This window comes from Nocardia sp. NPDC051052, assembly GCF_044456045.1.
Classification (GTDB): domain Bacteria; phylum Actinomycetota; class Actinomycetes; order Mycobacteriales; family Mycobacteriaceae; genus Nocardia.
This window is the reverse complement of sequence record NZ_JBITFL010000014.1, coordinates 47,141-60,730: the sequence shown is the minus strand read 5'-3', so window position 1 is coordinate 60,730 and position 13,590 is coordinate 47,141. Positions and strand designations below refer to the sequence as shown.

Here is a 13,590-nt window from a genome sequence, read left to right as displayed (position 1 = left end):
TCAAAGATGTCCACCTTCGCCGGAGCGAAGGTGGACAGTCGGCTACGGGGTCGGCATCGGTAGCACTTGCACAGTGGACCGCGCCGTCGCTACCAGCTTGTTGTCCTCGGTGTAAGCGTCAGCGTCGATGTAGATCGCCGTCCGGCCTGCCTTGCGCACGGTGGCGGTCAATCTCAGCCGTTGTCCTGGAAAGGTCTGCCGCATGAAATGCGTCGTCAGTTCCAGCGTCGTCGCCGGACCACGCGCCGTGAGATAGCTGAGCGGGCCGATGAGATTGTCGAACATCGCGGAAATGAATCCGCCCTGCACCAGGCCGACCGCATTCGCGTACTGCGGCGGTGCCGCCGCCGTCGCGGTCAGCGACTTTCCCGGGACATACTCTTCGAACTGCATGTCCATGTCCTTCGCCGACGGCGGCGGCAACTGCAGGGTCACGCCGGGCGGGGTAAAACTGCGAAAGAGCTCGATGGTGTATTCGAGGACCTTGTCGTGTCCGTGAATCGTGGCTTCATCGCTCATTTAGTGGCTCCTCCATTGCTGCGACTCTGTTCCGCGGCTGTCAGAAATGTTTCCAACATCGTGTTGAACCCCGGCGCATGCTGGACGGCATGCCCCGCTCCGGGCAAATGGGCCCGCTGCGCGTCCAGGCGCGCGGCGATGGCATCGCACACCCGCTCGAGCGCGGGGTGGTGATCTCCCGAGAAGACCAGCGTCGGCACGCCCGCCTCGGTGATCGTCTCGAACCGGGGCTTGGCCTCGCGCGGCGAACGGAGCTTGCGCCCCATGTCCATCGCCTCGCGCACGTCGTCGCTCACGTCGGCGAGCATCGCCGGATCGACGCCGGCCACCGCGAAGAATTCCCGCTCGGCCTCGGCGTCGTCGGCGCTCTCGGCGAATCGATCGGACAGCTCCGCCAGCTCACGCACGGTCTCGTCCTCTTCGGCGGCATGCCACAGCGGCGCCTCGATCAGCGTCAGCGACCGAACCAGGTGCGGCAGTCGCTCGGCCGCGATAATCGCGCCGAGCCCGCCGTAGGAGAAGCCGATGAGATGAACGCCGCCCGGTATTTCCTCGATGATCGCCGACAAATCGTCGGCGTCGGCGAGGAAGTCTTGCCACGGCGCGGCCGGGCTCGGCGAAAAGCCCCGGCGATTCGGCACGATCAGCGACCAGTTGGCCGCCAGATCCCGCTGCGCGGCCCAGGTCATCGGGGCGGGCATCCCGCCGTGCACCAGCACGACCGGGGGTCCAGTACCCGACTTCTGAATGGTCAGCGGCGCCGAGGATGGTGAGCCCACCGGGTCGAAAGTTCCTTCTAACGTCATAGCCTCTCGGTTCCTTCCAGAGTCATTGCTCTCTCCTCGGCCCGAACGATGGCTTCGTAACGCTCCGGCGTCAGCTCCTGGTAGGTGCGGTCCCCTGCGTCGCGCACATAGATCGGCTCCCCTTCCCGTGGCGCGAACCCCTCGCGCCGCAGTGCCACCTTGGACAGTTTCAGTGTCGCTGTTGTTTCCAGCGATGGTCGGACCCGAATGAAAATCGGTCGCGCGTAAGGCGGTAACGCCGCGTCGAGATGCGCGGCGAGCGCCGCGCCATCGAATCGGGCACCGTCGGCGAGCACGACGGCCGCCATTCCGGCACGGCCTTCGCGTCCGGGCACCGGCACGCCGTACACACTGGCCGAGGCGATACCGGGCCACCGCACGAGCTGCTCCTGCACCTCGGTGGTGGACACATTCTCGCCCTTATAGCGAAAGGTGTCGCCCAGCCGATCCACGAAAAACAGATTCTTCTTGGCATCCACGCGGAATACGTCGCCCGTGTTGTACAGCGCGTCGCCGTCGTGGAAGGCATCGGTGACGACCTTCGCGCGGGTGGCCTGTTCGTCCCGGTAACCGCCGAACGGTGTCTTCTTCCGAATCGGCCCGAGCAGCACCCCGACTTCACCGGGCCCGCTCGGCACCAGACGACCGTTGTCACGCACGAAATCGTCGCGATCGAAGTCCCATTTCGCGAGTTTGCCGCCGAGGCGCAGCTTGCCGACCGACCCGACCTCGCCGGACAGGTTGATGGTGGCGATATTGCCCTCGGTGGACGCGTACATCTCGACGATCCGGGGTATCGCGAACCGCTCTTGCAATGTCGTCCACACATCGGCCTGCAGCCCCTGGCCGACCATCACCCGGACCCGATGCCCGCGATCGCGATCGTCGGCCGGGGTGTTGACCAGGTACCGGCACATCTCGCCGATGTAGTTGCAGCCCGTCGCCTCGAAACGGTGCATGTCGTGCCAGAACGTGCCCGCGGAGAACCGGCGGCCGAGCGCCAGCGTGGCACCGTGCGCGAGCACGCTCGACAGCGCGATCACCAGCGCGTTGGTGTGGAACAACGGAAGGCAGTTGTAGATGACATCCGAGGGCTCGAGCCGCCAGGCCAGCGCGCCGGTGACCCGGCCGACGGTGGTCAACCGCTGATAGCTCATCACCGCGGCCTTGGGCAGCCCGGTCGTTCCGCTGGTGAAAATGTAGGCGCCCGTGTCGCCGAGGGTCTGCTGGGCGGTCTCCGGCGGATCGGTGGACGTCGGGCTCTGCACGAACCGCAGCAGACCTCCGGCGTCCCCGGCGGGCGCCTTGCGGTCCTCGTCCACCCGGCAGCGTGCGACCAGCTCGTCCGCCACGCGGTCGCGGACGGCAAGGAACGCGTGCAGGCACTCGGAACCGACGGTCAGCTGGTTCGCCCCGCAGACCGAGAGGGCGTGCGCGAGCCCGTCGCCGCGGGCCCGCGTATTCACCAAAGCCGCTACCACGCCGAGCTTTCCGGCCGCCAGGTAATGCCAGACGAACTCGGGCCGGTTCTCCATGAGCAGGGCGAGCACGTCGCCTTTGCGCACACCCGCGGCCCGATACGCGTGCGCGATCCGGTTGACGATGCGATTGGCCTGCGCGTAGTCGAACTGCTGATCCTCATACAGCAGGAAGGGATGCTCGGCCTGCCCCATGCTTCTGCGCTCGAGCTCGACGGCCAGCGTCCGGTTCGACCCGGTGCCTTCGAGCAGGCCGCGGGCGAGGGTTCCGTACGACTGGATTCGGTGGATCAGCGACACGCTAAGCGCTCCTCCTCGTGCTGTCGGGTCTACGCCTGGAGTGCCGCCTCGGCGGGCTCGCGCTGCGGCAGGTCGATCCGTGCGGCGATCTCCTGCTCGAACGAGTCCGCCCAGGATTCCAAGCGGTCGACATTGCGTCGCATGTCGCGGAAGGTCTGCGCGGCGGTCTTGTCGGTGAGCAGATCCAAGTGCAGCTGCGCGCAGATCGGCACCTTGCTGTACTCGACGAACAGATACTTGTCCGGCTGCGGCGCCTGCGCCGCGAAGGCACGCAGGTTCGCCTGCATCCGCGACTGGATGCCGAAGAACCTCGACGCGATGGGATGGAACTCGGCGGCCGCGTCCGGGCTGGTGAGCAAGCCGCGGAACAGCATCTGCGACGGCAGCGCCCAGTAGAACGAGGTATCCCACATGACCTTGGTGAACATCGCCGGAGCGTGCCCGAATATCTGGTAGTTGTCGTGGTACATCTGCAGGTAGTTCGGCCACAGGTCCTCGAGCAGCAGCCGGTTGTAGGACTGCGCGACGTCCTCGGTAAGCCTGCCCTTGCGATCGAGTTCGATCATCCGCGTCGTCATGGTGTTCGTGTACGCGATGTAGTCCGAACCCGGGCTGTAGAAGGCGTCGAGGAAGACCGCCGCCTCGCCGACGCACGCCCACCGATTGTGCGAAAAGGCTTGGGTGGACCCGTAGCTCGCGTTGCGCAGCGCCAAGAAGTCGAGCAGTTCGGCGTTCTCGGTGAACTTCGCCAGCGTCGGCTCGTACTCCGCGATCCACTGCCGCGCTTTGGTTTCCGTCGAGTATGTCTTGAACGGATGGATGCGCTCGTCGGTCACGATGCCGATGCTCGTGTTCCCGGACGACAGCGGGATCATCCACACCCAGTACCCGGTACCCATCAGGTGATTGGTCGAAAACCACCGGCGCTCTTGGGTCTTCGGCATCCAGGTCGGGCTGGTCGGCGCGGCCATCTGCTCCACGTCGTACTCGCCCTTGAGGCGCCACCAGGCCGCGTTGATCTTGTGCGGGCTGGGGGTGCCGAGGCCGAGCTTGCGCTGGATCAGCTTGCCACGGCCCGAGGCGTCGGCAACGAAACGCGTTCGGACACTGCGCTCGCCGACGCCGGCGATCTCGTAGGTGACCACATGATCGTCATCACCCTCGGCCAGGTCGATATCGATGACCTTGGCCTGCTCGATCAGGTCGATGCCGAGATCCTTGGCGCCGTGGCGCAGATCGCGCTCGAAGATGCCGCGGTCGATCTGGTACGACGGCACGCGGGCGAACCGGCGCGCACCGATCTCGGGCCGCGCCTCGAACGGGCCGTGCTGATCGCCGAAGAAGAGGCGCAGCCCGAGCTTGTGCAGGTGCTGCTTGTTGAAATATCCGGTGAGGCCGAGCTGTTCGGTGAAGTAGTGCGCGCCGCCTTCGACCGTCGCCTCCCCCACCTTGTAGGCGCCGTCCGGGATATCGCCGCCGGTCCGCTCCAGCACCAGCACCGTGAGGTCCGGCATGCTCCGCTTGAGCTGCCGCGACAGGGTCAGCCCCGCCAGGCCGCCGCCGCAGACCACCACGTCGTATCGTTCGATCGGTTTCATCATTTTTCTCCGTTCGAGCTACCGCTCAGTGCCCATCCATCAGGCTGGTGAAGCTGGGGAATTGATCTTCGGCGGACAGCTCGTCGGCGATTGTCCGCATCACCTGTGCACTCGGGTTCTGGATGAACAGGTGGCCACCGGGAACGGTGGTGAGCTCGAACCGGCCGCTGGTGAGCTTCTCCCAGCCCTGCAGCTGGTCGACCTCGAACAGCGGGTCCTCGGCGCCGCGCAGCACCGTGATCGGCGCCCGCAAGACGACACCGTGTTCGAATCGGTAGTCGCCCAACATCTTCAGGTCCGCGCGCACCGCGGGCATCATCGGCTTGACGGAGGCCTCGTCCTCGACCGGGATCGTGAGCAGATCGTTGTCCCGCAGGACTTCGAGCACCCGGCTATCCGATTCGAGGTCCATGTCGAACCCGTCGCGAATGTGCTTCAGGTTGCGCACATAGCTCTCGACCAGCGCGGGTGAGGGCCAGCCGCCGATGATCAGCTTGAGCGGAATTTCCGCGTAGTTCTGCTCGAGGTACTTGGTGAGCTCGTAGGCGAGCAGGCTGCCCATGCTGTGCCCGTAGATCGCGAAGGTCCGGTCCAGGTGCGGCAGCATCGCATCCGCCAGTTCCGCGATGAACTCCGGCATGACGTCGATCGGCACCTCGTTGACGCGGTCCTCCCGGCCCGGGTACTGGATGCCCACCACCTCGACCGTGTCCGGCAGATAGTTCGGCCACGGCGTGAAGACCGACGCGCCGCCACCGACGAAGGGCATCGCGAACACGCGCAACGACGCGGTGCTCGACCGGCCCTTCACGGTATGGATCCAGCGTTGCGGGCCTGCGTTTTCCGCCGCGGCGGGCAGCACACCGTTCGCCTCGCCGAAGACCTGGGCGAGCACCTCGGTGGCGAGTTCGACCAGCGTCGGCCCGCGCATCAGACCCATGGTCGGGAAGTCGATGTCGAGATGCTTGGCCAGCGAGTTACGGATCTGACCGGCCATCAGCGAGTCCATGCCGAGATCGGTCAGCGCGACGTCGTGCGCCAGCCGGTCGATCGGCATGTCGAAGATCCGCGAGATCTGCTGCGACAGTGCCTCGACCAGCCGCGGCTGCCGCAAACCCTCGTCGAGATCGAGGAGTTCGGCACGCAGCCCCTCGGTGCCGCCGGTGCTGGCGGAACCGACGCTGTCGGCCAAGGCCAAATGGGCAAGCCGTGGCGAACTGCGTATGATCGGCATGACCTGGTTCATCTTCGCCCAGTTGACACCGAAAACGCTGGTGCTGGCGACACCCTGGGCCAGGCATCGGCCGATGAAGTCGAGTGCGTGGTCGGGCGAGATCGGCGTCCACCCCAGTCGAGCAAGGGTGTCCAGCTTGTTGCGTGCCACGAAGCCGACTTCGGCCATGGCACCCCAGTTGATGGTCAGCGCGGGCAGCCCGAGCTCGTGCCGATGCGTGGCGAGGGCCTCCAGGAACCCGTTGGCCGCAGCGTAATTGGCCTGACCCGGGGTGCCGACGTTCCAGCTCATCGAGGAGAACATGACGAACGCGTCGAGCTCGAGGTCCCGCGTGTGGTTGTGCAGGTGCCAGGCCCCGTCGACCTTGGGCCGCACGGTGCGCAGGAACTGTTCCTCGGTCATGCCCGCCAGCGGGCCATCGGTCAAAACCATTGCGGCGTGGTAGATCCCACGCAGCGGCGGCAGCGTCGCGATGCGTTCCAGCAGGCCGACGACCTCGGACTCGATGGATACGTCGGCCCGTTCGAGCACCACGTCGACGCCGAGGGTCCGCATCGCCTCGATGGGCTCCTCGTTCTCCTCGTCGATCTGGGCCCGCCGCCCGACCAGCACTACGGTGCGGGCACCCTTCTCGACCAGCCACTCGGCGGTGCGCAGCCCGAAACCGGTGTACCCACCCGTGATCAGGTAGGTGCCGTCGGCGTCGACGGCCTCGTCACCGCTCGAGGTCGGGTGCACCAGCAGCTCGGTGTCGGGCTGGTACTCGACGACGATCTTGCCGATCTGCTTGGCGGTGACCATGTACCGGAACGCCGAGGCCACCTCGGTGGCATCGAAATCGGTGTGCGGCAACGCGGGCAGCGTGCCCGCGTCGACCGCGTCCAGGACCTTGTTCATCGACTCGCGGCACAGCGCCGGGTCTTCCTTCAGCATGCGATCGATGTCGATCGCGGAGTAGCTGAGGTTGTTGCCGAACGGCTTCAGACCCAGTTTGTAATTGTCGTAGATGTCCTTCTTGCCGATCTCGAGGAAGCGGCCACGGGGGCGAAGCAGCTCGAGGCTCTTCGGAATCGTCTCGCCCTGCAGGGAATTGAGCACGATGTCGACGCCGTCGTAGCGTGCCCTGATCTCCTGAGCGAAGTCGAGCGAACGAGAGTCGAAGACGTCGGCAATGCCCAACGAGCGCAGGTAGTCCCGCTTCTCGTCACTACCCGCGGTGGCGATCACCGTCGCACCGAACGAGTGCGCGATGTGCACCGCGGCCAGCCCGACGCCGCCGGCCGCCGCGTGCACCAGCACCCGGTCGCTCGGCCGCAGCCTGCCCACCTCCACCAGCGCGTACCACGCGGTCAGATAGGCCATCGGCAGCGTGGCCGCCTCGACATCCGACAGGTTCGACGGCGTTGCGTAGACCCGCCTGGCATCGGCGACCACCAGGTTGCCGAAGCACCCGCGGGCGAACGCGACGACCCGATCGCCGGGCGCCAGACCGTCCACGCCGGGGCCGACCTGGGTGACGGTGCCCGCGCACTCCACGCCGAGATTGCTTTCGTAGAACCCGCCGAAAGTCGCACCCTCCGAGAGCAATCCGAGCGTCAGCATGATGTCGCGGAAGTTCAGGCCGGTGGCGAGGGGCCGAATGGCGACCTCACCGCGGCCGAGCACGGGCAGCTCCTGCCGTTCGTAGCGCAGCTGCTCGACGCCCGACTCAGCGGGCACCGCCAACGCGAACGGGGTCTGCTCCGATACCCGGGCCGGGATCGCGACCGAGTCCTCGAACTCGGTGAGCGAAACATGCTCGAGCCGGTCGATGAAACGGGTGTCCGCACGGAAGGCGACCTCTTCATCCGCCGTGTCCACGTGCAGCAGCTCGTCGAACAGCTGCGTCGCGCGCTGGTCGGTGCGCGCGGCCGGGTCGAAGTCGAAGATCTTCGCCCGCAGGCTGCTGTGCTCGCTCAACAGCACCCGCAGGATGCCCCAGCTCGGAACCTGGCTCAGCGCAACGCGTTCCGCCCGATCGAGGACATGCGCCCCCGAGGTCGCGATCCACAGTCGCGGCGCCTGCGCCCAGTCCAGCTCCTCGACCGCCTGGGCCAGCGCGATCACGCTGTAGGCCCCCTCGCTCTGCACCGCGGGCAGCGCCTCGGTGCTCAGCTCGGTCCCGGCGAAATCCAGATTCCACAGATGCAACACACCGGCTACCTCGCCGACGTGCTCGCGCACCTGCTCGAGCACCCGCCGCAGATCGGCGCTGCTGGTGGCGCGCACCCGGAAGGTGCGGTCGTCCACCTGCTCGAATTCCGCGCCACGCGTGACGATTACGCCGGATGCACCGGCCTCGGCGAGCAGGCTGACGTAGCGTTCGCCGACGCCGTCGGCATCCGCGAGCACCACCCAGGGCGCGGCCTCGACGCGCGGCTGATACGGCTCGAGGTCGATGGCCTTGGTCCGCGCCAGGATCACCGAGTTGCCGGTCTCCTCCGGTGTCGCCATGTCGGAGAAGATCTGCACGCCCTCGAAGCCGACGGTGGGCAGGAATTCGCGCCAGGTCGCCTCTCGCATCAGCGGATAGTCGGGCCGCAGCTCGTGATCGCTGAACGCCCACCAGCCCTCGGTCATGCCGAAGGTCAGGTCGACCCAGTGCGGTGGCACCGTCGCCTCGACGACCAGCAGCAGCCCTTGCGAGGTGAGCAGGCGCTGCACGTTGCCGAGGGTGTGGCTCAGACTCGCGGTGGCGTGCACCACATTCGAGGCCACCACGATGTCGTAGTAGTGCGGATCGAAGCCCTGGGCCTCGATGTCGTGCTCGATGTCGAGCACTCGATAGTCGATGAAGTCGAGGTCGCTGAACCGATGACGCGCCTTGCCGAGGAACAGCTGCGTGATATCGGAGTACACGTATTCCGCGCGGTCCGGCGGTAGCTCGGACAGGACGTAGGGGGTCGTACCACCCGTGCCCGCACCGATCTCGAGCACGCGCACCGGTCGATCGGTGGGCAGCTCGCGCACGCACTCGGCGACGACCTTGCTGACGAGGCGATTGGCTTTGCCGAACGAGAACGACGGGCCGTAAAGGTCTGCGACCGACTGGAATTCGTCTTCGGGGAAGATCAGCTCGATCGGATTGACGTCATCGCGAAGCACCGCGGCCTGTTCCGTGCCGCACCGTTCCAGCACCGCGAACTCGGGGACGCATTCGTCGGGACGCCGCGCACGCAGCTCGGCGAGCGCGGCGACCGTATCGACCCGAGCGGGCACCACCAGCAGCCGCCACGCGTCACCGTTCTTTTCGGTAATCCCGTGCAGCGAAAGCAGTTCCAGCAAACGAGCGAGATACCGCAGGTGCTTGTCGGCCACCCCCATCTCGGCGGAGACCTCGTCGAGAGTGAAGTTCCGGCCCACCGTGAACTGCATGCCGAGCTCGTAGAAGGCCTCGGTCACGTACGCGATGCACAGCTCGTTCATCTCCGCCTCGGTCACCGCGTGGTATTCGCGGTTGACCGGCCAGTGCCGCAGCTCGTCGACGAGCGGTTCGACGGCCGCGTCGAGGGCGGCCACCGAGGGAAAGGTATCGGCCGGGATGCGGGTCTTGGTACGTACCGGCGACTCGTGCCAGCGGAACTCGTAGAGCCACTGCAGCAGCGCGTCGCCGTCCTCGGTGCTCTGGGTGATGGATTTGCCCTTGAAGCCCTCGAGCTCGGCCACCAGCGTGCCGTCTTCGTTGACGATCCACAGATCGCCGTAGCAGTACGCGATGTCGTCGGTGACCTGGGCGCGCCCGTAGCAGTACACCCGGCCGGTGGCCTTGGCGTAGAAGCTGAGCCGCTTGACCTCGACCGGCAGGTAGAGCGTCTTGTCTTCGTTGTTCGGGTCGTTGCCCATCGAGATGGACAGCGACTGGAAGCAGGAATCCAGCACGGCCGGATGGATCGCGTGCCTCGGCGCCTCATCCGCGAGGGCGGCCGGGGTATCGATCCGCCCGAGCGACTTGAGGTCGGCGTAGTTGAGCTTGGTGATCGCCTTGAACGTCGGGCCGAGGAGCAGGCCGTTGTTGCGCAGCTTGGCGAAGACCTTGCCCGGTTCGATCTCTTCGGGGCATTCCGCGTCGAGCTCGGCGAACGGCACCGGCAGTTCGGTGGCGGGCGCGCCGCGGCGCAGCGTGCCGACCGAATGCTGGGTCCAGTCCTTGTCGCCGTCCTGGCGGCTGTACACCGAGTAGTGCAGCGACTCGGTCAGCACCACCTGGACGACGGGCGCGGGCCGGTCGTCGAAGACGAACAGCGCGCGGCGGAACTCGACATCCTCGAGCGAGTACCGGCCTGCGCCGAACGCGCTCTCCGCGCAGCCGAGCACCATGTCCAGGTATGCCGCGCCGGGGAAGACGATTGGACCCTGCACCCGGTGGTCGTCGAGCCACGGGAAGCGCTTCGGGTCGAGCACCAGTTCCCACACATGCTTGCCCGGCTCGTCCGCGACCCGACCTTCGTCGCCGACCAGCGGATGGGCCAGCGACGGAAAACGCCGTTCGTGCGCCAACGGCGTTTCCAGCCAATAGGTTTCGCGCTGCCACGGATAGAACGGCACCTGCACGCGCTGCTCGATCCCGGCGAACAGGGCGTCCCACGACGGCTCGAACCCGGCCACGTACAGCGTGGCGAGGGAAGACAACAGGGTCTCGCGATCGCTCTGCTTACGATGCAGCGACGCGACGGCAACGCCCTCGGCGTGCCGCTGGTCGAGCAGCTCCCCGATGGCCGTCCCGTGAATCGGATGCGGGCCCAGCTCGATGAACACCAGGTGCTGATCCTCGATGAGACGATCGACGGTGGGCGCGAACTTCACCGGCTCGCGCACGTTGTGCCACCAGTACTCGGCATCCAGCCCGCCGGGCGGCACGATGTCCGCGGTGACCGTGGAGTACATCGGCACCGTCGCCGGACCCGACCTGAGGCCGGACAGCGACGAAATCAGTTCGTCCCGCAGCGGATCCATGTGGTGGCTGTGGAAGGCGACGCTGACCTGAAGCATGCGGGCGAAGATCTTTTCGGCGCTGAGCTCGCGCTCGATCTCTTCGAGGGCATCCGGATCACCGGCCAGGGCAATGGATTCCGGGCCGTTGAGTGCCGCGATGGACACCCGTCCCGCGTACCCGGCCACCCGCTGCTCGACCTCGCCGAGCGGCAGGCCGACCGCGAGCATCTTGCCCTTCCCGGAGGCCTGCTGCTGCACCCGGCTGCGGTGGAAGATCACCCGGACCGCGTCCTCGAAGGACAACGCCCCCGAAACATACGCCGCGGCAACCTCGCCGATGCTGTGCCCGACCACGGCCGCGGGCACGATGCCCCAGCTCTGCCACAGCGCCGCGAGTCCCACCTGCACCGCGAAGACCGCAGGCTGGGCGATGAAGGTTTCACCGATGCGACTGTCGGCTTCGTCGCGACCGAGCTCTTCGAGCACACTCCAGTCGGCATGCTTGGCCAGTTCGCCGTCGACGCGCTCGACGGTCTGCCGGAATACCGGGTTCCGCGCCAGCAGCTCCCGGGCCATGCCCCACCACTGCGGGCCCTGGCCGGAGAACACGAAGGCGACACTCGGTGCGGCGGCCGCCTTTACACCGTTGCGAATCGCCTCCGGCGCAGTGGCTTTCGCGACATCACGCAGCGCGTCGCGAAGTTCGTCGGTCGACGAGCACACCATGGCGAGGCGGTGGTCGTAATGCGCACGCGTCTGGGCCTGGGTGGCGGCGATGACGGGCAGGGTCGCCGTCGGCTCGTCCAGGAATTCGGCGTAGCTGCCGGCGTAGGCGTGCAGCGCGTCCTTGGTCTTCGCGCTGAGTGTGAACAGCACCGCCTCCTGCGCGGTGACCTTCTCCGGGTGCACGTTTACGTTGTCCGCGTTGGCATTTGCGTTGTCCGCGGTCAGGCCGCCGTCGGGCGGGCCTTCCAAAATCACGTGGGCATTGGACCCGCCGAACCCGAAGGAGTTGACACCCGCGAGGCGCGGACCATCACCCGGCCATGGCTGGCGGGTCTGGGCGAGCCGCAGGCCCAACTCCTCGAACGGGATTTCCTTGTTCGGTACCTCGGCGTGCAGGTTCGCCGGGATCTCACCGTTGCGCAGCACCAGGCAGGCCTTGATGACGCCGGCAATGCCCGCGGCCGACTCGAGGTGGCCGAGGTTCGACTTCACCGCGCCGACGATGCACGGCCCGTTGCCATTTCGGCCGATGCCGAGCGCCTTGCCGAGCGCGCGCGCCTCGATCGGGTCGCCGACGGCCGTTCCGGTGCCGTGCGCTTCGACGAAGCCGATGTCGGACGGCCGGACGCCGGCGTCACGGCAGGCGTCGATGATCATCTGCGCCTGCGAGTCCTCGCTCGGCACGGTCATCCCGTTGGTGTGACCGTCCTGGTTGGTCGCGCTGCCCCGGATCACCGCGTAGATGCGGTCACCATCGGCGACGGCGGCGGATAGCTTCTTGAGCACGATCGTGCCCGAGCCCTCACTGCGGATGTAGCCGTCACCGTTGTCGCTGAACGACTTCGAGCGGCCTTCCGGCGACAGGAAGGTGCCCTGGCTGAAGCCGATGGTCGCCTCGGGGATGAGCAGCGTGCTGACGCCACCGACGAGGGCCATCGACGCCTCACCGGAACGGATACTGCGACACGCGAGATGGATCGCGATCAACGAGGACGAGCAGGCGGTGTCCACGATCATGCTGGGGCCGCGTAGGTCGAGGAGGTACGAGACCCGGTTGGCCACAATGCAATTCGTGACACCGGTCATCGTGTGGCCACCGATGAGGTACCGGTTCTCCGGATTGAGCTGGATGATGCCGTAGTCGTGACCGGAGACGCCGGCGTAGACAGCGGTCTTCGTGCCTGCCAGGTCTTCCGGCACAATTCCCGCGTCCTGCAACGCTTCCCACGTCGTCTCGAGGAAGAGGCGCTGCTGCGGGTCGATCCGCGCGGCCTCGTGCGGGGTGATGCCGAAGAAGGCGGCGTCGAATGACGAGACATCGTCGAGATATCCACCCGATCGGGTGCGCAGGTGGCCGGGCCGGGCCGCGTCGCGATCGTAGAAGGCGGCGCCCGACCAACGGTCCTCCGGGACCTCACGCACGGCATCCCGCTCGTCGAGCAGGAGTTGCCAGAAATCGCCTACATCGGAAACTCGTCCCGGAAACCGGCAACCGATCCCTACGACGGCAATGCCCTCGTTGGCGGTCGACTCGGCCTCGATCGAGGAGCTGTGCACAGAATCCATCGCATTACCTTCGTTTTGTAAACACACATCTATCGACCACGCCGGACAACGTCTCAGTTGTTGCCGTCGAGCCGACCAGGATCCGTATCGACCATTCGCGCGCGGCGTGGCGATGCGCGCGGTCGCGGCATCGATCCCCTAGGCGAGGCGATATCTTGCAGGCTGTCTTTTTAAGTCGGCGGTCATGTTCCCCCCTCGAGGAACATGACTGCCGATACGAGATGATCGCCAACCGAATGACTTTCGGACGACGGCTGGGCCGAATCGAATGCCAAGCCGTTGCCGACACCGCTGTCGGCGCTCTGCGAACGGAACCTCGGCGGACGCACCGAGCCGTTCGAACGCCGAGCAGGCGATGAATCATCGGCAATGAGCAGGGTGGAGCGGTCGGC

Annotated in this window: 5 protein-coding genes; all 5 read right to left on the bottom strand. The window is 66.5% G+C overall.

The features are described from left to right. Window positions 1-42: 42 nt before the first annotated feature. Genes ACIBCN_RS36255 through ACIBCN_RS36235 form a run of 5 tightly spaced genes read right to left on the bottom strand, consistent with a single transcriptional unit; the run spans window position 43 to window position 13,198 of the window. Window positions 43-519, bottom strand: a complete 477-nt coding sequence (locus ACIBCN_RS36255; RefSeq protein WP_396996435.1) for a PaaI family thioesterase — start codon at window positions 517-519, stop codon at window positions 43-45. After that, entirely contained in the window at window positions 516-1,325 is an 810-nt protein-coding gene (locus ACIBCN_RS36250; protein ID WP_396996434.1) for an alpha/beta fold hydrolase, read from the bottom strand. Before ACIBCN_RS36250 ends, ACIBCN_RS36255 begins: the two co-directional genes overlap by 4 nt. Continuing rightward, on the bottom strand, window positions 1,322-3,103 hold the full coding sequence (locus ACIBCN_RS36245) for a long-chain-acyl-CoA synthetase (protein WP_396996433.1): 1,782 nt from the start codon (window positions 3,101-3,103) through the stop codon (window positions 1,322-1,324). Before ACIBCN_RS36245 ends, ACIBCN_RS36250 begins: the two co-directional genes overlap by 4 nt. A gap of 29 nt (window positions 3,104-3,132) precedes the next feature. Continuing rightward, window positions 3,133-4,704, bottom strand: coding sequence for an NAD(P)/FAD-dependent oxidoreductase (locus ACIBCN_RS36240; RefSeq protein ID WP_396996431.1), 1,572 nt, complete (start codon window positions 4,702-4,704; stop codon window positions 3,133-3,135). 22 nt (window positions 4,705-4,726) lie between these two features. Further along, window positions 4,727-13,198 carry an SDR family NAD(P)-dependent oxidoreductase gene (locus ACIBCN_RS36235; RefSeq protein WP_396996429.1) on the bottom strand — a complete coding sequence of 2,824 codons (8,472 nt, stop codon included), beginning with the start codon at window positions 13,196-13,198 and terminating at the stop codon, window positions 4,727-4,729. Window positions 13,199-13,590: the final 392 nt, after the last annotated feature.